Source organism: Actinomyces lilanjuaniae, from assembly GCF_003606385.1.
GTDB lineage: Bacteria > Actinomycetota > Actinomycetes > Actinomycetales > Actinomycetaceae > Actinomyces > Actinomyces lilanjuaniae.
In genome coordinates this window covers 2,831,087-2,850,910 of record NZ_CP032514.1, presented here as the reverse complement: position 1 = coordinate 2,850,910, position 19,824 = coordinate 2,831,087, and the positions used below count along the sequence as shown (strand labels likewise).

The window sequence follows — 19,824 nt, the reverse complement described above, 5'->3', positions numbered from 1 at the left end:
ATGCCAGGTGCTGGGGTGACGGAGGCGGCTGACTCCCCGCTGGCGGCGGTGGTGCAGGGCCGCAGCATGCGCACCACCGTGGGACTGGTGTGCGACGTGCGGCTGGGACTGCTGTTCGCCTGCGAGGTCGGGCTGATCCTGACGGGGTCCTCGCCCCGCATCATGGTTGTCCTGCTGGCCGCTATGGTTATGGGCTGGGTGCCGCTGTACCTGCTGCGCAGGTGGCCGGAGACCCTGGGGCAGGGGTGGTGGTTCCCGTGCGCGGACCTCCTGGTGACAGTCCTCACCGTCCTGCTGCTGTCCGGGGCCTTCGAGAACGCCTTTCACCTGGTGGTGCCCTACGTCCTGGCCTCGGCGCTACTGGTGGGCATCGTCCTGCGGGCGGTGCAGGCCGCCGTGTGGACCTCAGGCGTGGTGAGCGCCCTGGCCCTGGTCCGCACCGGCCAGGAGGAGCTCTCCTCGGTGGTCCTGGTGGCCTCGGTGCTGGGTGTCGCGGCCTGTGTGCTCCTGGGGGACCGGCTGCGCACTCAGGTCCGGGAGGCCAGCCGCCTGTCGGCGGAGGTGGCTGCGACCCGGGCGGAGGAGAGGGCGCTGGCAGAGCGCCTCACCATCGCCCGGGACCTGCACGACTCCCTGGCCAAGAGCGTCCACGGCATCCGGATGCTGGCAGAGTCCCTGCACGACTCGCTGGCCTCGGAGAACCACCACGACGTCGGTCTCAGCCGTGTCCTGCTCGACTCCGCCGACGAGGCCAGCCGGGAGGCCCGCCTGGTGCTGGACGGCCTGCGGGCCAGCGGTGAGGACGACGTCGTGGGTGCCCTGACCCAGGAGGTCGTGCGCTGGAGCGAGCGCACCGGCATTGAGGTGACCTGCCGCCGCGGGCAGGCTCCACCCCGGGTGGCCTGCCGGGCGGAGGCGATGTGGCAGATCCAGCGTGTGCTTGGTGAGGTGCTGGCCAACACGGAGAAGCACGCACAGGCGCAGTGCGTGGACTTCTGCGCCTGGGTGGAGGACGGCGCGCTGCACCTGGAGGTCAGTGACGACGGCGTCGGCCTGGGTGGCCAGGACCTGACGACTCCGCCGTCGGGGGGCCACTACGGGGTGGCGGGTATGCGTGAGCGTGCCGGGCAGCTGGGTGCCCGGCTGACTATCGAGTCCCAGCCAGAGCCGGGTGTCGGTGTACGGACCCGGATGAGCGTGCCGATGACGGCACTGACAGAGAGTGGAGGCAGACAGGTATGAGGATCATGGTCGTGGACGACAACCCGATCGTGCGGGCGGGGCTGCAGGCGGTGCTGGAGCGGGTGGACTCGGTGACGCAGGTGCTTCAGGCCGGTGACGCCTTCGAGGCCCTGGAGACAGCCGCGGTGCACTCGCCCGATATCGTCCTGCTGGACGTCTCCATGCCGGGCCGCAGCGGCCTGGACATCCTCCCTGAGCTGGTGGGACGCATGTCGGTCATCATGCTCACCTCTAACCAGGACCCCGAGCTCATCCGCCAGGCTCTGGACGCCGGTGCCCGGGGCTACCTGGTGCACGGCCAGCTGGGAGCCAACGAGGTCGCCGGCGCCATTGAGACGTGCCAGCGCGGTGGGCTGGTACTGGGGCGGGAGGCAGCTGACGTGGTCCTCAACCCGGAGAACTATGTCCCGCCCAACCCCCTGCGGGAGCAGGTGAGTGAACGTGAGGCGGAGATCTTGGACATGGCGGCCTCCGGCCTGTCCAACCGGGAGATTGCGACCCGGCTGTTCCTGTCGGAGCGGACGGTCAAGAACTACCTCAACGCGGCCTACCCCAAGATCGGGGCGCACAGTCGGGCTCAGGCGGTGTCATCCTGGTTGGGGCGAGGTCGGGGGCGGTAGACGGGGCGGGCGCCCCTACATGGCGGGGCACAGGCCTTCCTAGTGTTGACGGCGTCAAGGGGGCAGCACGGCTCCCGTTTATGACCGACCTAACCTGATTGGAGGACATCATGAGCAACTCACTTCTTCGTCTCCAGGTCCGTATCCAGCAGACCTTTGCCGGCCTGCGTGACGAGCGGGGCCAGTCCATGGTCGAGTACGCCGGGATCGCCCTGGTTGTCGCAGCTATTATTGCTGTTGTCGTCGCTGCTGTTAGCGGCAGTGGTGGCGGTATCGGCGACGCTATCGTGAACAGGATCCAGGAGGCTATCGATAGTCTAGGCTGAGGGTCTAGGAGGCTCCTACCGTCTGCATGACTGGGCGCACCCGGCCTGCCGGGTGCGCCCAGTCGTATGGTGTTATGGTTGCGTGATATTGCCTTGTCCGTGGTTCGTCTCCCGGGCTTCTGCCCGTAGCTCCTTGTTTGGGGGTCCTCATGGTGCGTCGTCGTTCGCTGCTGATGGTGCCGGTGCTGGCTGGGCTGGTGCAGTGATGACGGGGTGCGTAGGTTCGGGAGGATCAGGGGGCCTGAGAGCTCGTCGGGTGCTGGTGGGTCGTCAGGGCGGTCCTCTGATGAGGCGTCGGGCGGGGCTTCCTCAACCGGGCACTCCGCCCTGGTAGGGGCGCAGGAGGCGGAGGCCCGTATGGCGGGGCACCGGGTCACGGTGGGGGTCTCCCCGGTGGTGCGGGTCTCGGAGGAGGCCTCGGTGGTGGTGCTGGAGCTGACGCGCGCCGAGGACGACATGGCTGTGGAGGAGGGGAACGGCAGCAGCGACAACCTGCTGTGGGTCAGTCTCTACCTCAGTGACGACTTCTTTAACTCAACTGGGGCGGTGGGCACTCGTGTGGCTGACCTGGACGGGGGCGGGTGTGGGTGCCGACCCACGACAAGCCCGGTGCTGCCATCATGCTGGCTGCGGGGGAGCCGGGGGTGGCGTACGTGCCGTTCGGGGCGGTGGACGTGGAGACGGTGTGGGTGTTTGTGCCGATGGCGGGGTTCGTTCAGGTCGAGGTAGTGGACCGGGAGCAGGCGGCTGATGCCGGTGTGGACCTGGAGGAGGTGGAGGCCGCGCTGGAGGAGATGGGCACGGACTCCTCCCTGGCGGGGCCGGTGGGGCTGGAGACCTTTACGCGGGCGCTGGACGAGTCCTCCTCGACGCTGACCACCCAGGAGGAGGTGGTGGTGACCCTGGCCAGTGACGTGACCTTTGAGTCGGACTCGGCCGAGCTGACCAGTGAGGCGGGCTCCCAGCTGGAGGTGGTGGCTGAGCAGGTGAGGCGCTACCCGGGCGGGGGCAGCCTGAGTATCGTGGGCCACACGGATGACGTGGACGAGGAGGACTACAACCAGGGCCTGTCGGAGGAGCGGGCCCAGGCGGTGTCGGACCGGCTGGGCGACCTGGTGGACCTAGGCTCCTGGGATGTAGATGTGACGGGCAAGGGGAGTCCGAGCCTGCGGTGGAGGGTACTGACGACCAGGCGCGGGCGGCCAACCGACGGGTGGAGATCACCCTGACCCCACCGAGGGCACCGACAGCCAGGACAGTGCTAGCAGCGCCGCCCCTCCGCCTCGGCTGATCCCTCGGCGTCTGGGTCTGGTGGGCTGCCGGAGGCCTACGGTCCGGTGGGCCGGGGACCGGAGGGGTCACGGTCCCCGGGCGCAAGGGTGACGGTGAGCTGAGCGTGGTCCTGGAGCAGGTGACCCGGGCGGGGGCTTCCTGCTGGGCGAGCTCGAGCTCACCGCCGGACCGGGCGGAACCGGCGACAGCGGCAGCACCTTCCTGGGGCGTGGCTGGGCGACGAGCGGGCGAAAGCCTTGTCCAACTCTCGGGAGAGGGGGTTGCTTTAGACACCACCGCGGCCGCCAGTGGTCTGACGCTGCTATCGGGTGGGGAGCGGGTCTTCCCCACGGACTACCTGCCCCCGGGGAGGAGAAGTACACCCCCCTGACCGAGCGTGGTCTGGGGTTTGGTCTCAAGGAGGGGATGGTGACCCGGGTGTGCGTGGCCTGGCCGGACACGGGCCAGGACACGGTGGTCCTGGACCACGAGAGCCGCACCGAGGACGGCGACTACGCCTTCCGCCTCACCGACGTCCCCGTCGTCGAGGCCTGAGAAGACCGCCTGCTCCTCACCTTGCGCTCGACGGGGTGCGTGCTGCCCGTCCCGATCGTGTACTTCGCGAACGCGGTGGCGCAGATGTCCCTGGAGGTGTTCCCCCGGTACGAGCAGGTGGCGCTCCAGCTCGTGGCCACCGGGGTCCTGGGGTCGTGTGCCGGTGCCCTGCTGGTCTGGCTGGTGCGCCGGGGCGCCGCCGGGCGCTGAGCCCGGTGCCGCAGGCCCAAGGGCTGCCAGGACTGAAGTTATGGGGCGCTCGCCCCTGTGCCGCCGGAGCTGGGCGTGGTTGACTGGCGGCAGTCGTGACGGACGGTGCGGGGGGCGCTGCGGGGCGGCACCTCGCCGCGCGCTGCCGCCTCCGTGCCCCGGCGGCGTGTTCCCTGATGGTGCTGGTAAGGAGCTGATGCGGGTGCGTTCCTCCCTGCTGCCCCCGGTGGTGTCCCGGCTGCTCGGACGACCCCGGCGGGCTCGCCGTGGTAGGCCGGGTAGCGAGCGGGGCAGCATCCTGCCCTACGTGAGCGTGGCCTGCGCGGTCCTGGCGACGGTGGCGCTGGCTCTCATGGCAGGCCTGGGTGACGTCACCCTCCACCGGCGTGACGCTACCACCGCTGCTGATGCCGCCGCCCTGGCCGCCGCCCAGGCCTGGGCGGACTCGATCGAGTCCATGTACGACGACGCCTACGGGGCTGACGATGATGACGGGCTGTGGGGGGCCGCCGGCAGCGGCATCGGCTCCTTCGCCGGGGCTGGGGTCAGGGGCGCCGCCAGCCGCTACGCCTCCCGCAACGGTGCGACCCTGACGTCGCTGTCCATCGACTCCGCCCGCAGGCAGGTCACTGTGAGCGTAGAGACGGACACCCCCGTGGAGGCCACAGGTGAGACGATGACTGCCTCGGCCACCGCTGAGGTGGTCCTGGAGGAGGGCGCCTGCCTCAGCGGGGGCAAGGTCGGCTTCGATATCGGCGGCACCTGTGTGACCGCTAAGCCGGGCAAGACCTCGACCTCCACGAGCGGTTCCTCGGCACCACCTACCCCCTTCACGGTGCCCGAGGGCATGGCTGAGAAGGCGACAGTCTCCACCAGGCTGGTGCGCTGATCCCGGGGCTGCCCGGGGCCTGGGTCAGTCGTCGCCTCTGGTCGGGGGGCGTGTGCCGCCACCCCGGTCGCAGCGGCAGCGCCTACCGGACGCCCGCCGGACGGGGCGGCTTCCTGTGGACAGGGAGCTGAGGTGACCCTAGACTGCCTGCGGGTCACGACCCTGCATCGCGCGGGTGTCAGGAAGTCCCTGCTTCCTGCTGTCGACGAAAGGAACGCTGCATGCGTCGTCCTCCCCAGGCGCAACGGTCTCCACGATGCTCCTCCCAGCGCTCTCCCTGGCTGGTGCGGTTGCTCCCTGCCCGGTGCCTTGCCACCAGCAGGGGGCGAGCCGCTCACCGCCAGGCGGTGCTTCGGGTCCTGGTGACTGTGGGACTGGCGGCGGGAGCCCTTGCCACCGGGACGACGCCGGTAGCCGTAGCGGATGACGCGGCCGACTCCGGCGCTGAGGCGGTGGCTGCGACCACACGCCAGCTGTCCACCGGCTACCCCGGCTCCTCCGCGGGCTCCGCCACCTCCCAGGGTGATCCTCTGGGCGCCCAGGTGACAGCGCTGCTGAGAGCAGATGCGCAGACGTGCGCGGCCGCAGGGTCGTGTGACGGTAGCCAGTCGGGCACCGGGTCGGACCTGACCCAGGAGGACAACGCCGGGACGGGCCGGGTCCGTCCCGGGCACCCCCTGGCCAGCGGCGGGCTCGACCCGTCGGTGGAGTCCTCGGGGGTGACCATCTCCCTGTCGGCCGCCCAGGACTACGCCGACCCGGCCCCCTCCGACGACCAGGCTGGACCGACAGGCTCACCGGATCCGCAGGCGGCGCAGGCCTCGGGTGCTGGTGAGACGACCGGGGGCGGGCAGGACCCCGACGTCGCCGGGGAGCCGGAGGACACCAAGACCCCTCAGCCCACCGCTACCGGGACCCCTGACTCCTCGCAGGCAGTCGTGTCAGCCTCCGGCGATGCCGTGGGCTATCAGCGTGCCAGCTCCCTGGAGCCTGACGGCACCGGTACCGTCTCACACACCCTGTCCTACACCGCACAGGTCCTTCCCCCTGCGCCGGATGAGGAGGACGCCTGGGCCGCCTTCGGCACCACAGCGCCGCCGGAGGGGGAGCGTATCTGCGTGGGGCTGCTGACCCTCACCTATGACAGCGGCGGTGACCTGGACAGCCTCGTTGTCACCCACGCGGCTGAGGGCGCCGCAGAGGAGGGCATTGACGGGGTCGATCCGGGAACGGTGGTGACCACCGTGGTCACCACCAGGCTGGAGGTCCCCGTGCTCAGCGACTCCGAGCGTGGACTCGTCACCGCCTACGCGCGTCACGCGAGCCTGTCCTCGGGTGGCCTGTCGGTCCCGCTGACGGCGCTGAGCCCCTCCGCCGACCCGGGTGAGGGGCTTGCCGAGGTCATCGCGCTCCAGGCGACCACCACCCAGCAGGTCCTGGAGGGTACAGCGGTGACTGACAACGGGGGGCCGGAGGCGGTGACTCCCGGGTGGAGCGCGAACCAGCTGGCCCAGGGCCGCGACCAGCTCGCCACCCAGGAGCTCCAGCCATGAGGCGCGGCCTCGGGCGGGGCAGCCGCACGCGTCTCCTTCCACAGCTCCGCGCACGGTTCTTCCCGCGGATCCCCCTACGGCCCATTCCATAGTTTTTCCCGCGACTTTTCCCGTAATGTTGCCTGTCGTCGTGCTCGCAGTCGTCCTGGTGGCTGCGGGCTGCTCCGGCGGGCAGGAGGCTGGTGCGTCATCCTCGCGGACGCAGGCGGGTGCCGATGCGTCGCAGGCCGCCTCAGCCGCTCCGGGGACGTCGCAGGCCTCGTCCCCGGGGTCCGGAAGTACGGGCAGCTCCACGTCCCCGCAGACGCAGCCCGGCCCTGCGGACGCTGCCACAGATGCTGCGACGAATGCCATGATGGTCCTGCTGCCCGCTCCAGGGCTCATGCTCCGCGTCCCCGCAGACGCCACCACTGCGCAGACCACCGTCTACGAGGACGGTATGCGTCAGATCTACTACGACTCCGCCTCTGCCGCGCTCACGGTTGACGTCGAGTACTACGCGGACGGCTCCGTGTCGGCCTCCGACGTTCTTGCCTCGCAGCAGGAGACCCTGGAGAAACAGGGGGTGGAGGCCAGTACGGAGGAGGTGAGCGTCGAGGGAGCGGATGAGGCGGCCTTGCTGAGGTGGGAGTCCTCGGGACCTGCTCCGTGGTCCCGGGAGTCGCGCCCGGGCACGGTAGCTGTCGCCGGTGCCGCCGTTATTGTTGACGGGACGCAGGGCTACAGCTATGGCGTGTACGTGCTGGCGGACTCGACCAGTACGAGCAGCCTGGAGCAGGCCGAGGCGGTCCTGGAGTCGGTCGTGGTGAGCCCGGTATGAGGCGCGGGGAGAACCCGGCCGGGTCCGTGCCAGGGTGTGGGGCCGCAGGCCAGCGGCAGGCTGTGCGCCGCCGCAGCCTGCTGGTCTCGGGGGCCGGGGGCGCGGCAGCGGGGATGGTTTCTGCCTGTGCCCGCTCGGAGGAGACCGCCCCCAACGACGCGATGCAGGCCGTGGCCGAGGTGGCCCAGCCTCATGACCCCTCCCCAGGCCCCCAGGAGCAGCCCACGGACTGGATCCCGGTCAACGTCTCCGGGATCTCCTTCAGCCTGCTGTCCGCCATGGAGGGGCCCACGCCCCACCGCGACTGGGGACCGTACACGGTGTCCTACGACATGGCCGCCTCCTCCCAGGAGGGCTTTGACCAGCGGCTCATGGTCTCCGCGCTGGACACCACCACGACTGCCGACGGCCTTAGGCAGACGGTGGACCTGGCTGTGGCCGGGCTCGTTACCGGCTACGCCCAGCTCGCCCGTGTCTCCTGGCAGCGTGACAGCGGCACGGCTGTGGAACGCACCGCCTTCTCCTGGGGGCCTGAGGGCCTGTGGTGCGGCTGGACGTGGATTCTTGCCTCAGGTGTCGGCGCGGGTGTGGTGACTCTGCTGGGGACCTATACCGACGACGGGCTGCGCAACGGCGTCGAGGACACCCTGGACCTCGTCAGGAGGCAGTCATGACGCGCTCCTCAAGAAGGGCCGGGATCGCGGCGGCTCTGAGCGCCTCGGCTGGCCTGGCGGCCACGGTGGTGGCGGGGTGCTCCTCCGGTCCCGGCCCCGGGGCCGGGTGGGACAGGCCGCAGGACGGCAGCCTCGCCCTGGCGGTCCCCTCCGGCTGGGACCGGACCGTGCCCCAGTCTGGTCTGTGGACCACGCGGTGGACAGATCCCTCGGACAGCTCCAGCGTGCTCATGACGGCCCAGTCCGTGACCGCTGCCGACGTGTACCAGGCCCTGGACCTGGCAATGAACGCTGCCCGCGCCGTCACCCGCGGCTACCGTCCTGTCGGGGAGCGTACGGCGCTGTCCGACGGGAGCACTCTCCTGGCACGTCAGGACTACCAGACCTCGTGGCCCTATGAGAGCAGGGGGACCACCTGGGCGGTAGGCAGAGGGTTGCAGGTCGCGCTTGTGGACCTCTCCGGCCAGGAGGTCACTGACAGCCAGGTCGAGACCGTAGAGCGGTGGATCGAGCTGCTGTAGCCCCGGCTAGCCCCGGCTGCGGCGTCGTATCCGACGGTACCCTCCGGCACTCTTCGGTACCACGGCTGTGCCAGGTCTGCCAGGTGTGAGAGCTGTCGCCCGGCTTTCGTCCTGACCTGGGGGCACGGTAGTGTGCCCGTGTCCCTGATAGCAAAGGAAGAGACCTCGTCATGACCCAGTCCCCTGTCCCTGGCCAGCCCTACTACCCTCAGCAGCCCTCGGCACCCTCGGCCCCCGCTCCTGGCCAGCCCTACCCATCCCAGCAGTTCCAGGCGGCCCCTACCGTCAGCGCTCCCGCGCCGGGAGCCGGGGCGCCGGGCCAGCCCTACCCGCCCCAGGCCCCTGACTCCTTCTTCGGGAACCTCTTCGACACCTCAAAGGGCTACGTGGAGCGATACGGGAGGGCTGTCCTTGTCGTGGCTGTCGTCGCTATCGTCGTGAACTGGCTCTACTCGGGCTACAACGCGGGGGCCAACCACTTCAACTCCCGCACCTACGAGACTGAGTTCAGCTTCAGCGAGTTCGTGGTCGACCTGCTCATGCGCGCCCCGTGGAACGTGACCCTGATCCTGCTCGTTCGTCTCTTCGTCGAGCTCGTGCGCAGCTCGGTCAGGATCGGGGCGCGCTCCTGAGGCGGCCTGCCGCAGCCCTATGAGCACATGACAGGTACAAGCGCATGAGGAGCACGCTGTGAGCTCCTTCGAGACCGACGACGGCCAGCCTCGCTACGGTAGGCGTGTCAGCCCTGATGAGCTGGCGGCGGTTCTGGCTGAGCAGGGTATCGAGCCTGCTGGGACGGCTCCTGACCCCGCTGGTGGGGAGCAGGCGACGCATACGCTGCCCGCAGCCGTCCAGGCCTCCTCCGGGTGGGTCTCGCCACCAGGTGGCGTGAGCCTGGAGCGCTGGACCAGCAGGTCGGACAGCCGCCGTAGTGAGCGTTCGGTTCGCAGGAGCGCAGGGCGCGGCCGGTGGCGTACGGTGGCCGTCGGGCTGGTGCTGATGCTGGTCGTGCCCTTGGTTCTCGTGGCTGGCGCGTTCCGCCTGGCCGTGGACTGGAGTGGTGCGGAGACGACGGTCCTAGGGACGTCGGGGGCCGTCTACCTTCAGGAGGGGACCCAGGCCATGGTCTACTCCGGCTCCCAGGAGCAGACCACGGAGTGCACGGTTACCGGCCCTGACGGGGCCGCAGTCTCCAAGAGCGTGCCGGAGCAGGGTATTCCCTATGCCCGGTTCACCGCCTCTACCAGCGGGACCTACACGGTGCGCTGTGAGGGTGGCACCGAGGGGATGCTTGTGGGGCCGCCGCTGCGCACCGACCGTCTTGTGATGGCTGGTGCCATGCTGCTGGGGGCGCTGCTGTGCGGTGTCACCGGTCTTGCCGTCACTGTCCTAGGGCTGTCCCGAGGGGTGCGTCAGCGAGCCTGACAGGACAGAAGGCCGACAGGAGCCGGGTGAGGAGGAAGTCAGTTCAGCAGTGCTTGCAGCGCTGTCGGTGCCCGTGTGGGGCCTTCGCAAGCCTTGGCGACAGCACGAGTGCCCCGCACCGGAAGGTGCGGGGCACTCGCCCTGCGATCAGAAGACCGCGATTCCTGGCTCAGGGTCTCAGTCGCGGCCGATCTTTCTGTCGGCGGCGTCGCGAACAGAGTCGATCGTGGCGTCAGCCTTGCCGCCGGTCACCTTCTTAGCGACACCCGCAGCAGTGTTGAGCGTCTTGTCGCTGATCTCCTCCGCCTTGTCGGAGCCCAGAGCCTCGCTGGCCTTCTTCGTCAGGTCCTCAAGTCCCATGGTGGTGCCTCCTTCCGTCGGGTGGCGCGGCGTCGGCTGACGTCGGCCTCGTGGCATATGGTGCCAGGTCTGTGTTCCTGAGGCGAGTACTGGCCTGTGGGAGCTGTGCGTGACGCCGTCACGAGTGACCCGGGGAGTACAGCAGCGCTGCACTCCCCGCGCGTGCGGCAGGCCCCTGCGGTCAGGGGCCTGTCAGGGCTCCTGGTGACTAGCGCGCAGAGCGTCCAGCTCTCTCGTGCGCGCCTGGCGACGGGCGGCGTGCCCGCCCCAGCCCAGGACCAGGAGGGTCAGGCCGATAGCGGCCGTGACGACGGGGCCCGGACCACGCGGCAGCAGGTGGTGCACAGGCCATCTCTCAGCAACGGCGGTGCTGATCAGAGGTGGCAGCGAGACGAGGACAAGGAGCAGCCCGGTGACCCGTGCGCCCAGGGTCGAACGGCCGACAGACGCCCCCGCGGCCACCAGCAGGGCCAGCGCTGCCAGGATGCTGGCGGTGGTCACCAGGCTCAGGTGCACGCCGGGGGAGACAGCGATCCGGTAGTACCTGCTCAAGATGGCAGCGGTCAGGACGAGGCTGCCCAGGACCCAGGGAAGCGAGGCAAGGTGGTCGCGTCGCCGGGAGGGAGGTGGCGTCGGCGTCGTGCCGACCTCCTTGTCCGACTGCGTGAGCCTGAAGGCCAGGCGGCCCTGGACGTGCCCTCCGCGACGGGCTAGGCGCATCCCCCAGGCTCCACCTAGCCATAGGCCTGCCATGACCAGCACCATCCAGGTGTGGGCGAGAGGCCTGGACCAGGGCGCGGAGATAGTGACAATGTGCCCGGGGGCCAGCAGGATCACCATCTGGGCCAGGAGGGCTGTCAATCCGGTGGCCAGGGCTCCCGCCGAGGAGCGGGCCGCGAAGAAGGTGGCAGCTGAGGCGCACAGGGCACCAAAGACCGCCAGCATAAGGACGGACTGGAGGACCAGGCCTGAGGCGTCCCTGGTAGCAGCCAGGCCGATGACCGTCAGGGAGACCGGGGTCAGAACGGTGCCGATGCCTACGGCCAGGGCGTGGTCGCGGCGTCGGCCCCGCGGAGCGGCAGCCGTGCCAGTGCCGGGGGGCGGCACCGGTGGCTGCGCAAGATAGTGAAGGGAGGGGGAGGTACTCATCGAGAGTAGTCTAGAGGGGCGCTGGCGGCGCGAGGACACGCTGTCCCCTCCGGAGGCCTTCCGCAGGCCTGGCACGGGTGCTCACACCCGTTACCTGTTGCAGATGATCACAATGAGATCTCTGCCGTTATGCTAACGGATGGCGTGGTGGCGCGGATCTGGATGAGCCCCCGAGTCTCGGTTCAGTTGAAAACGTGCAAACTCGTGCTTATTGGTCGAGGGAGGTCGCCTCGGGCCTGTTGCCCTGGCCTGGCTGCCTGGTGGGTCCTGCAGTCTCTGCGCGCAGGCGGTGCTGGCTTGCGCCGTGTGCGACAGTGACGCTGTGAACAGTACGACGAGCCCTTCCGCCGGTCGTAGGCACATTCGCGACAGGGTGGAGCCGGAGTCGGCTCCCACCTCCGCTAGACGGTTTTCCCGGGTTTCCCGGGAAGGGGTCGAGGCCGCCGGGGGTCCAGCAGTACTGGCCGCCCTGGAGGCCATCGCGGGTGACCGGCGGGTAGCGCGGGCTGAGGAGGTCGTCCGTGAGGCCTCAGCCAGGCTGAGATGGCACGAGGCCCTGAGGCGCCGGTGGCGCGAGGCGCGGGCTGAGGCGTCCGTGCGCTGCGCGGCCGCCTCGGGGGGCGTGGATGGTGTAGTGGTGCCTGTCGACGTGCTGCGTGAGCATGTGGTGGCGGGGTTGGAGGAGGTGACCACGGGCGACCCGGCCCTGGACGCGGTGGCAGGCCTGTGGCGCGCAGGGAGCCGAGTGGTGGGGTGGATGCCAGACCTGGTCGGAGCCGGACGTCCGTCCGCTCCCCCGGCGCGGGGACTGCTGGCTGCGCTGCACCGTGACGTGACCGCACCGCTGGCGGCCTGCGGCCAGATCGCTCTGGAGGACGTCGCCGCACCACGCGCGCCCGGCGCGCTCCCCCGGGAAGGCGGGTCGATTCAGGCCCCGCAGGGGGAGGAGCTGGTCACCCGGGTCGGTGCGCTGATAGATATGGTGGACGTTCCCGGTGCCCCGGCCCTGGTGCGAGCCGCAGTCGTTCACGCGGAGACAGCGGTGGTACGACCCTTCACCGTGGGCAGTGCCGCCCTCGGCAGGCTCCTCGCCCGCCACCTCGTCACTCGTGACGGCCTAGAGCCCACGGGGACGGCTGTGACGGACCTGTGGGCCGCCCGGTCTCCGGCGTCCTACGCCGAGGCGCTGAGCGCCTACGCCTCCGGCAGCCTGGACGGGGTGGTGTCCTGGGTGCAGTGGCAGGCCGAGGCGATTCTCCATGGCCTGGAGGAGGCAGAGTCCCTGTGCCGGGCGGTGCAGGCTGGGACCTGGAAGGCGGGCTAGCCCGGCGGACCTGACTGTGGACCAGCAGGCTCAGGTGCCCTCACCCCGGGCGGCGGGCCACCAGCCAGGCTGTGGTGCCAGCGGTTGCCAGCACGCAGAGACTGCCTGCCAGCGCGCTGGGCAGGGGGCCGCGGGGACGCGGCAGGGCGGGCCAGCGGGACTGCCACGTGGTACGCAGCGTGACGGGCCGCTCAAAGTCTCGTACCGGCCAGCCCCGGGACTCAGCCAGCCTCCTCAGGCTCCGGTCAGGGTTGACGGCGACAGGGTGCCCGACGGCGGTCAGCATCGGCTCGTCGGAGGAGGAGTCCGAGTAGGCCCAGGAGCGAGTGAGGTCCACGCCGTGGGTCTGGGCGTCCTCCATCAGGGCGCGGCTCTTCTCCTCGTGGAGGAGGCGGCGCCGGATGCGCCCGGTGAAGCGGCCGTCGGCGTCCACCTCCAGGGTGGTCGCCACGGCCCGGTCGGCTCCGAGCACCCGGGCGACTGGCTCGACGATCTCGGCCAGGGAGGCGGAGACGACGACGACGTCGTGACCGGCCTGGCGGTGCCCGGCGATGAGGTCGAGCGCCTCGGCGTAGACGGCGGGCTCGATAGCGGTGGCCAGCGCGCCCTCGACAACCTCCTGCAGCCGCCTGCGTGGCACTCCGGCGGTCAGGGTCGCCAGGCGGTCCATGAGGCGGTTCGTACGGGAGGCGCCTGCTCCTATCAGCAGGTAGGGCAGCTGAGCCACGACACCACGGGCCAGGGCCACGGTGGACAGCAGGCCCGAGCGGTGCATCGGTGTGCTCAGGGCAAAGGCGGTGGAGGTCGCCAGGATGGTCTTGTCAAGATCAAAGTACGCTGCCGGGCGGCCGGTGTCCTGCTCAGGGGTCACGGAGCTTGTGGGGCTCATGGCCCTATCATCACACTGCGCGGCCGTGGTTGCACCAGGTTGCTACGTCTTTTCCCCGTCTTTTCCGCGCCTTTTCCCATATTTTCCGTGCCTTTGCGCGTCCTGCCCGCTTCTGGACCAGGCCTGGACCGGGTCTGGTTCAGGTCTGGCCCAGGTCTGGACTGCGTCCTGTCCGAGTCTCGCCCGGGCACTGCGGTGCCCGTCCTGCCTCCGATCCGTGCGCGCCTCCTGCTCACGGCTGTGACCAGTCACCACAGGACGCATGACGCGGCCGTTCTTCACAGGGTTGCCGCAGCGAGGTCCTGTGCCGGGGCCAGGACGCGCACCCTGGAGCCCTCATACCCTGCAATGCCCCGTCCCCCGCAAACTTCTACGTGCTTGTGCCTCGGCTGCGGCCGGAGCCGGAGAGGACACTGATGCCTGACCTACTGCCCCAGCCTTCCCCAGATCCCGCACCGGGCTCCGCCCGTCGGCAGCACCGTGCCGACGGTGGTGCTGGCGGGGCGCGCCTCCTCGCGGTCACTGGTGCCCGGGGCGGCCTGGGGGCGAGCACGCTCCTGCTTCACCTGGCCTGGGCTCTTGGGCGCAGGGGCTGTCGTACGGCGGCTGTTGACCTGGACCCGGCGGGCGGTCTGGGACTGCTCCTGGGCGACGACGTCCTGCCCGGTCTGCGCTGGGCCGACCTGCCGACCCAGGAGACTGCCTTCCGGGCCGCGCGTCTGGTCGGGGCGCTACCGGTATGGCACACTGTGTCGGTCCTCACCGGGGACGCCAGAGGTGGCCCGGCCACAGGGGAGGACGGCCGCCTTCCCGGGTGCGTGCACGCCGTGCTGACAGCAGTGGCCCGCGAGCACGAGGTGGTCCTGGTGGACCTGCCCCGAGGCATGCCCGTCCCGGTGTGCGCCCAGGTCCTGCTGCTCACCGGGCGCGACCTGTCCTCGGCGGTCGCGGCGGAGGTGCTCGTCCCCAGGCTGCGGGCCTCCGCCCTGGGACAGGGGGAGGACACGATCAGCAGCGGCTGCCAGGACGCCGCCCACAAGGGTGCGGGGGAGACCGACCCGGTGAGACTGGTGGTGCGTGGCTCGGGCGAGGACGTGACCGCTGCTGACCTCGAGCGCATCACCGGGTGTCGTGTCCTGGGGTCTGTTCCCAGGGACCGTGCTGTCGTCCAGCGTGCTGCTCGGGGGGAGGACCCCGTGCGCTCACGCTCGGCCATGCGTAGGGCTGCATCTGTCTTGGCGCGACGGCTCGTACCTGGCGCGGGGACGGCCCCTGTCTCCGCGCAGCAGGAGTCGGTGGTAGGGCGGGAGGGCTCGGGGTGGCAGTGACGTCAGGTTCCGAGCTGGCCCGGGTTCGTCGTGCCCTCGCCCACGGGTCCCGGCTAGACCAGGCGCTTGAGGAGGTCACCGACCCTGCCACGGGTGAGGCGGGTCTGGCACGCCTGAGGCACAGGGTGCACGCCGATGCGGAGGGTGCCGGACCGCTCCTGCAGCCCCTTATCGACACCGCAGGGGTCACCGACGTCCTGGTGCTCGACGGCCTGACCTGGATCGACCGTGGGCACGGGGTAGAAAGAGTCGCCGGTCCGGTGATACCGGAGAGCCAGGTCCGCGCGCTCGCGGTACGGATGGCTGCTTCGGCGGGGCGCCGTCTTGACGACGCCAGCCCGGTGGTGGACGCGACTCTGCCGGACGGGACGCGCCTCAACGCCGTCCTGCCGCCCCTGAGCAGCCAGGGCACGGTGATCAGTCTGCGGACCAGGAGGCCGCAAGGCTTCACTCTGGCAGAGCTTGTCGGCGCAGGGACGGTGGCGCCAGGCCTTGACGCCGTGCTGGCCGCCCTGGTGGGGCAGCGGGCCAGGTGCCTGGTCACCGGGGCCACCGGCACAGGAAAGACCACTCTCCTGGCTGCCCTGCTGGGACTGGTGCCCTCCAGTGAGCGCATCGTCTGTATTGAGGAGGCCAGCGAGCTGCGTCCTCGCCACCCGCACGTCGTCCACCTCCAGGAGCGCGGGGACAATATCCAGGGGGCCGGTGCCGTGAGCATGACCTCCCTGGTGCGGGCGGCGCTGAGGATGAGGCCGGACAGGATCGTCCTGGGAGAGTGCCGGGGACCCGAGGTCAGGGACGTCCTGACCGCGCTCAACACCGGTCACGAAGGAGGGTGGGCCACCCTGCACGCCAACTCTGTGGAGGATGTGCCCGCGCGTCTGACCGCCCTGGGGGCGCTTGCCCGTCTCGATGAGGGCGCTGTCGCCTCTCAGGCCGTGAGCGCGCTCGACGCCGTGGTCCACCTGCGGCGTCGACCGGGAGGTCGACAGACTACAGAGCATGAAGGCGTGTCGCCGAGGCCTCCAGGGGCGCGGTGGGTGTCCTCGGTCGGAGTGCTCATGCGGGAGGTCACGGTGGCTGGGGCGGTTCTCACCTGCCAAGAGGCCCTGAGCGTGTCAGCCGACGGCGTGGTGTCCGCCGGGCCCGCCGTCGACCGCCTGGTGTCGCGTGTTGGTGAGGAGCCGGTGTCGGCGGCCCTGCCGCGCGCGTGGGGCAGCTGCCGTCCCGTGGGGAGGCGGTCGTGAGCGGGGGTGTATGGATGGCAGCAGTACCGACTTTCCCGGCGGTTTTTCTCGCGGTCTTCCTAGCGGTCTTCCTGGCGGTCGCGGTCGTGCTGCTCCCGCCGCGACGCGCTTGGGCCGACGCTCGGGGCACGACCCGTCTGAGGCTGCCGGTGCGGGTGACGACATCGCGCCAGGAGGTGGATATCGGTCTGCTGCTGACCGAGGTCGCCAGCCTCTTGCGGGCAGGGGCCTCCCCGGCCCGGGCATGGTCGCGTGCGTTGGGGCGCTGCGGAGTGGTCGAGGGGCTTGACCCCGGGGATGACGGCGTCCCTCCCGCGCTTACGGAGCTGGGGGTCCCGGCTGTGACGCTGACCTGGCCGCGCTGGGAGCAGGGGCACCTGTGCTGGCAGCTGCCCGTCCGCGGCGCGGCGCGGCGACGGCTTGAGGCCGCTGCTGCGGCGGCCCCGGGAGCCGCTGCGGCCTGTCGGTTGTCAGCCTCCCTGGGTGCCCCGTTGGCCGAGGTCCTGGATGCCGTAGCCTGCGGTGTCGCCGAGTCGGGGCGCGCCGAGGCCTCGCGGGTGAGCGCACTGACCGGGCCGCGCACCACGGCCCGTCTGCTGGGGGGCCTGCCACTGGTGGGACTGGGCCTGGGAGTTCTGGTGGGTGCTGATCCGCTCTCCTTCCTCCTGGACGGAAGGTGGGGGTCAGTCCTGGGAGCTACGGGAGGTGCGCTCATGGTCGCCGGGCACCAGGCCACCAGAGCTATGGTGCGGGCGGCCACTGCCTCGGCCTGTGGTACCGACGAGGCGCTCGTCCTGGACCTGGCCTCCGCCTCCCTTGCCGCCGGGGCGTCGTTGCCCGGGGTGCTGGTCGTTCTGGGAGAGGCCGTGGAGGAGGAGGCGTTGTGCGTGGTGGGGCGGGCGCTGCTGCTGGGGGCCGGGTGGGAGGAGGCCTGGGAGGCTCCTGGGGACCCGGTGTGGCGGAACAGGTACGCCAGCCTTGAGGGGTGCCTGCGACCCGGATGGGAGGACGGCGCCTCACCCCAGACGCTGCTGGCGGCCACGGCTGCCACGATCAGGGCGGGTCGCAGGGCCAGGGACGAGGAGGCCGCTGAGCGTCTTGCGGTACGTCTGGTGGTGCCCCTGGGCGCGTGCCACCTGCCTGCCTTTGTCCTCCTGGGGCTTGTGCCCGTCATTGCCTCGGTCGGTGCGGGACTACTGGCCTCATGACGGTAACCTCGCAGCGGTGAGCGTGGTGGCGGGGTGCCCGCTGTCTGGCCACACCCCGTCCGTCCCGTAACCATGTCTGCTGAGCTGCCTGCGGCGGTGGGGTGCGTGCGTCGTGGGCCGACAGACTGGCACGATGTGACCATGGCACTGTCAAAGAAGCTGCTGAGCCGCGACGAGGTCGTCGTGCGGCACATGCGCACCCACGTGAAGGTCCTCCTGTGGCGGGTCCTCCTGGAGGTCGTCGTCCTTGTCGCCGCAGTCGCGGGGTCGGTCCTTGCCCCGCAGAGCTGGAGGCCGTGGGGGCTTGTGGCGCTGTGGGCACTGGCCGCCGTCGTGAGCCTCCCCCTCCTGCTCCTGCCGTGGCTGAGGTGGTACACCGACACCTACACGATCACCACAAGAAGGGTGATCACTCGTTCCGGTATTCTCAGGCGCACCGGCCACGACCTTCCCTTGAGTCGCATCTCCGACGTGCAGCAGGACAAGGACCTCAACGACCGGTTCTTCGGGTGCGGCACCCTTATCCTGCAGACCAGCTCAGACGACCCGCTCCTGCTCAGGGACGTCCCCCACGTGGAGGCGGTGCAGGTCGAGATCGCCAACCTGCTCTTCAACGACGTCCAAGGGGCTGTCCAGGGGGCTGCTGACCTCGCCCCCCGCCGCTAAGCCGGGCACCAGGCAGGCCGTCGTTCCTTCTGCGCCCTCCCTGCCCAAGTGCCTCCACCGCGACCACAGCCTGGGCGACGCCGCTGAGCGTGGCGGCGGTGTCGGCCTTTCGGCTGCAGGCGCACAGCTTATCGGGCTGAATGGCCTCGACCTCCTTGAGGTTGCCGGGGACGGACGCGACACTGCCGCGGTGGTGCTGATACGGGCGGACCTGCCTGCGGCCGGGGTGTGGTCCCGGACGGAAGGGAGGAGCCGCTGCCGAACTGGGGCGGAGCAGGGGAAGCAGGAGTAGAAAGGGACATGAGTGGACGGGACGTTCCCCGTCGACGTCGGTACGTGCAGGTGGTCAGCACCGGGCTGGCCAGCCTGAGGCAGGCTGTGCCCCGTCACGACGGATCAATCGATCATCGTCAACCAGCGTACACACTAAGGAGAGACATGCGTATCAGCGTCCTGGAGCAGATTCCCCTGTTCGAAGGCGGCAGCTCCTACCAGGTCCTTCACGACGTGGTCCACCTGGCCCGTGGCGTGGAGGAGGCGGGCTTCCACCGCCTGTGGCTGGCGGAGCACCACAGCACGGGGGTCTTCCAGTCCTCGGCCCCGGACCTGCTCATGATGCACGTCCTGGACGGTACTCGGCGTATCCGTGTGGGGTCGGGTGGAGTCATGGCCATGCACTACGGGTCTCTGCAGATGGCCGAGCGCTTCGCCACCCTGGCCGCGCTCCACCCTGGTCGTGTGGATATGGGCCTGGGCCGCGCGCCCGGCGGCGACATGCGCACGGCGGGAGCGCTCAACCAGGGGCGTGTCATCGACCCTGACTCCATCAACCTCCTCGTCGAGGAGACGGTGGCCCTGCTGCGTGACGAGCTTCCGGCTGACCACCACTACGCCTCTGTGACGGTGGATCCCAGGCCCGACCAGCTGCCCGAGGTGTGGCTCCTGGGATCCTCAGGCCAGTCTGCGGCGTGGGCGGGCTCCCGGGACCTCAACTACGCCTACGCGCAGTTCTTCACCGGCCGCCAGCAGGTGGAGGTCATGGACCACTACCGGGCACACCTGCCAGCAGGACACCGAAGCGGCCAGACACTGTCGGCTCTGTGCGTCAGCGCTGCCCCGACGAGGCACGAGGCCTGGGAGCAGGCCCTCGTGGCTGCCGACGCCCGCTACGCACTGCGCACCGGCCGTCCAGCTCGCTTCCGGGACCCCTCCACGCTGGAGACCTCCTACCGGGCCAAGGTGGAGGCCCACCTTGAGCGGGACGCGGCCGTCATCGTCGGCACCTACGATGAGGTCGCCTCCCGGGTCAGGGCCTTTGCTGAGAGCCACCACACCGAGGAGGTCATGCTCATCAGCTACATCAAGGACGTCGAGACCAAGATCCACCAGTACACCGAGCTTGCCGCCCGACTGGCCTGAGCCGTCGTGGTGACGTAGCGGCAGTGGCGTGGGGGGAGGGGCAGCGACTGGGACGGCCCTGGCTGCCCAGGCAGACGTAGCGGCAGTGGCGTGAGGGGCAGGCTTGCACCAGCTCAGCCCTTGCGAG

The 19,824-nt window shown here is 70.2% G+C and carries 22 protein-coding genes; 19 read left to right on the top strand and 3 right to left on the bottom strand.

The genetic code is table 11. From position 1 onward, the window contains the following. The first annotated feature begins 15 nt into the window (after window positions 1–15). From D5R93_RS12210 to D5R93_RS12160, 13 genes are all read left to right on the top strand, one after another. Window positions 16–1,242, top strand: coding sequence for a sensor histidine kinase (locus D5R93_RS12210; protein ID WP_243106802.1), 1,227 nt, complete (start codon window positions 16–18; stop codon window positions 1,240–1,242). Further along, window positions 1,239–1,862: a response regulator transcription factor gene (locus D5R93_RS12205; RefSeq protein WP_119835496.1), complete on the top strand. Its 624-nt coding sequence runs from the start codon at window positions 1,239–1,241 to the stop codon at window positions 1,860–1,862. Before D5R93_RS12210 ends, D5R93_RS12205 begins: the two co-directional genes overlap by 4 nt. A gap of 110 nt (window positions 1,863–1,972) precedes the next feature. Beyond that, a complete protein-coding gene (locus tag D5R93_RS12200; RefSeq protein WP_162933971.1) occupies window positions 1,973–2,188 on the top strand; it encodes a hypothetical protein in 216 nt (71 codons plus the stop codon). 587 nt (window positions 2,189–2,775) lie between these two features. Further along, window positions 2,776–3,417, top strand: a complete 642-nt coding sequence (locus D5R93_RS12195; RefSeq protein WP_162933970.1) for an OmpA family protein — start codon at window positions 2,776–2,778, stop codon at window positions 3,415–3,417. Between the two features lie 469 nt (window positions 3,418–3,886). Further along, window positions 3,887–4,015, top strand: coding sequence for a hypothetical protein (locus tag D5R93_RS14625; protein WP_279221364.1), 129 nt, complete (start codon window positions 3,887–3,889; stop codon window positions 4,013–4,015). Window positions 4,016–4,054: 39 nt separating this feature from the next. Further along, on the top strand, window positions 4,055–4,225 hold the full coding sequence (locus tag D5R93_RS13430; RefSeq protein WP_162933969.1) for a hypothetical protein: 171 nt from the start codon (window positions 4,055–4,057) through the stop codon (window positions 4,223–4,225). A gap of 196 nt (window positions 4,226–4,421) precedes the next feature. After that, window positions 4,422–5,114, top strand: coding sequence for a pilus assembly protein TadG-related protein (locus D5R93_RS12190; RefSeq protein WP_162933968.1), 693 nt, complete (start codon window positions 4,422–4,424; stop codon window positions 5,112–5,114). A gap of 221 nt (window positions 5,115–5,335) precedes the next feature. Beyond that, window positions 5,336–6,667 carry a hypothetical protein gene (locus tag D5R93_RS12185; RefSeq protein ID WP_243106801.1) on the top strand — a complete coding sequence of 444 codons (1,332 nt, stop codon included), beginning with the start codon at window positions 5,336–5,338 and terminating at the stop codon, window positions 6,665–6,667. Window positions 6,668–6,797: 130 nt separating this feature from the next. Further along, on the top strand, window positions 6,798–7,487 hold the full coding sequence (locus tag D5R93_RS12180; protein ID WP_162933967.1) for a hypothetical protein: 690 nt from the start codon (window positions 6,798–6,800) through the stop codon (window positions 7,485–7,487). Beyond that, on the top strand, window positions 7,484–8,161 hold the full coding sequence (locus D5R93_RS12175) for a hypothetical protein (RefSeq protein WP_243106800.1): 678 nt from the start codon (window positions 7,484–7,486) through the stop codon (window positions 8,159–8,161). The genes D5R93_RS12180 and D5R93_RS12175 overlap by 4 nt, the downstream gene beginning before the upstream one ends. Continuing rightward, window positions 8,158–8,682: a hypothetical protein gene (locus tag D5R93_RS12170; RefSeq protein ID WP_120205487.1), complete on the top strand. Its 525-nt coding sequence runs from the start codon at window positions 8,158–8,160 to the stop codon at window positions 8,680–8,682. The genes D5R93_RS12175 and D5R93_RS12170 overlap by 4 nt, the downstream gene beginning before the upstream one ends. 170 nt (window positions 8,683–8,852) lie before the next feature. Further along, entirely contained in the window at window positions 8,853–9,314 is a 462-nt protein-coding gene (locus D5R93_RS12165; RefSeq protein WP_119835501.1) for a collagen-like protein, read from the top strand. A 58-nt stretch (window positions 9,315–9,372) separates the two neighbouring features. Next, entirely contained in the window at window positions 9,373–10,107 is a 735-nt protein-coding gene (locus D5R93_RS12160; RefSeq protein ID WP_119835502.1) for a hypothetical protein, read from the top strand. Between the two features lie 177 nt (window positions 10,108–10,284). Here the strand turns inward: D5R93_RS12160 and D5R93_RS12155 are convergent, their stop codons facing one another. Then, window positions 10,285–10,467 carry an Rv0909 family putative TA system antitoxin gene (locus D5R93_RS12155; protein WP_119835503.1) on the bottom strand — a complete coding sequence of 61 codons (183 nt, stop codon included), beginning with the start codon at window positions 10,465–10,467 and terminating at the stop codon, window positions 10,285–10,287. Between the two features lie 192 nt (window positions 10,468–10,659). Then, the gene (locus tag D5R93_RS12150) at window positions 10,660–11,616 is read right to left on the bottom strand and encodes a hypothetical protein (RefSeq protein WP_243106799.1); all 957 of its coding nucleotides are present in this window, start codon (window positions 11,614–11,616) and stop codon (window positions 10,660–10,662) included. A gap of 322 nt (window positions 11,617–11,938) precedes the next feature. Here D5R93_RS12150 and D5R93_RS12145 point away from each other — a divergent pair, with 322 nt between their 5' ends. Beyond that, window positions 11,939–12,940, top strand: a complete 1,002-nt coding sequence (locus tag D5R93_RS12145) for a Fic family protein (protein ID WP_243106798.1) — start codon at window positions 11,939–11,941, stop codon at window positions 12,938–12,940. A gap of 40 nt (window positions 12,941–12,980) precedes the next feature. Here D5R93_RS12145 and D5R93_RS12140 read toward each other — a convergent pair whose 3' ends face one another. Next, window positions 12,981–13,829: an HAD family hydrolase gene (locus D5R93_RS12140; protein WP_119835504.1), complete on the bottom strand. Its 849-nt coding sequence runs from the start codon at window positions 13,827–13,829 to the stop codon at window positions 12,981–12,983. Between the two features lie 416 nt (window positions 13,830–14,245). Here D5R93_RS12140 and D5R93_RS12135 point away from each other — a divergent pair, with 416 nt between their 5' ends. From D5R93_RS12135 to D5R93_RS12115, 5 genes are all read left to right on the top strand, one after another. Next, a complete protein-coding gene (locus tag D5R93_RS12135; protein ID WP_119835505.1) occupies window positions 14,246–15,157 on the top strand; it encodes a nucleotide-binding protein in 912 nt (303 codons plus the stop codon). Further along, window positions 15,154–16,404, top strand: a complete 1,251-nt coding sequence (locus D5R93_RS12130; RefSeq protein ID WP_120205484.1) for a TadA family conjugal transfer-associated ATPase — start codon at window positions 15,154–15,156, stop codon at window positions 16,402–16,404. The genes D5R93_RS12135 and D5R93_RS12130 overlap by 4 nt, the downstream gene beginning before the upstream one ends. Before the next feature lie 14 nt (window positions 16,405–16,418). Continuing rightward, window positions 16,419–17,612 (top strand): hypothetical protein, encoded by a 1,194-nt coding sequence (locus D5R93_RS12125; protein ID WP_120206085.1) that lies wholly within the window; start codon window positions 16,419–16,421, stop codon window positions 17,610–17,612. A gap of 141 nt (window positions 17,613–17,753) precedes the next feature. Continuing rightward, on the top strand, window positions 17,754–18,278 hold the full coding sequence (locus D5R93_RS12120) for a PH domain-containing protein (protein WP_119835628.1): 525 nt from the start codon (window positions 17,754–17,756) through the stop codon (window positions 18,276–18,278). A gap of 438 nt (window positions 18,279–18,716) precedes the next feature. Next, complete coding sequence (locus D5R93_RS12115; protein WP_119835507.1) at window positions 18,717–19,697, top strand: MsnO8 family LLM class oxidoreductase; 981 nt, start codon at window positions 18,717–18,719, stop codon at window positions 19,695–19,697. Window positions 19,698–19,824 lie beyond the last annotated feature (127 nt).

Coding starts and splice junctions, on each gene's coding strand:
- D5R93_RS12205 (WP_119835496.1), top strand. CDS start 1,239: ATGAGGATCATGGTCGTGGACGACAACCCGATCGTGCGGGCGGGGCTG.
- D5R93_RS12200 (WP_162933971.1), top strand. CDS start 1,973: ATGAGCAACTCACTTCTTCGTCTCCAGGTCCGTATCCAGCAGACCTTT.
- D5R93_RS14625 (WP_279221364.1), top strand. CDS start 3,887: ATGGTGACCCGGGTGTGCGTGGCCTGGCCGGACACGGGCCAGGACACG.
- D5R93_RS12190 (WP_162933968.1), top strand. CDS start 4,422: ATGCGGGTGCGTTCCTCCCTGCTGCCCCCGGTGGTGTCCCGGCTGCTC.
- D5R93_RS12185 (WP_243106801.1), top strand. CDS start 5,336: ATGCGTCGTCCTCCCCAGGCGCAACGGTCTCCACGATGCTCCTCCCAG.
- D5R93_RS12175 (WP_243106800.1), top strand. CDS start 7,484: ATGAGGCGCGGGGAGAACCCGGCCGGGTCCGTGCCAGGGTGTGGGGCC.
- D5R93_RS12170 (WP_120205487.1), top strand. CDS start 8,158: ATGACGCGCTCCTCAAGAAGGGCCGGGATCGCGGCGGCTCTGAGCGCC.
- D5R93_RS12165 (WP_119835501.1), top strand. CDS start 8,853: ATGACCCAGTCCCCTGTCCCTGGCCAGCCCTACTACCCTCAGCAGCCC.
- D5R93_RS12155 (WP_119835503.1), bottom strand. CDS start 10,467: ATGGGACTTGAGGACCTGACGAAGAAGGCCAGCGAGGCTCTGGGCTCC.
- D5R93_RS12150 (WP_243106799.1), bottom strand. CDS start 11,616: ATGAGTACCTCCCCCTCCCTTCACTATCTTGCGCAGCCACCGGTGCCG.
- D5R93_RS12140 (WP_119835504.1), bottom strand. CDS start 13,829: ATGAGCCCCACAAGCTCCGTGACCCCTGAGCAGGACACCGGCCGCCCG.
- D5R93_RS12135 (WP_119835505.1), top strand. CDS start 14,246: ATGCCTGACCTACTGCCCCAGCCTTCCCCAGATCCCGCACCGGGCTCC.
- D5R93_RS12125 (WP_120206085.1), top strand. CDS start 16,419: ATGGCAGCAGTACCGACTTTCCCGGCGGTTTTTCTCGCGGTCTTCCTA.
- D5R93_RS12120 (WP_119835628.1), top strand. CDS start 17,754: ATGGCACTGTCAAAGAAGCTGCTGAGCCGCGACGAGGTCGTCGTGCGG.
- D5R93_RS12115 (WP_119835507.1), top strand. CDS start 18,717: ATGCGTATCAGCGTCCTGGAGCAGATTCCCCTGTTCGAAGGCGGCAGC.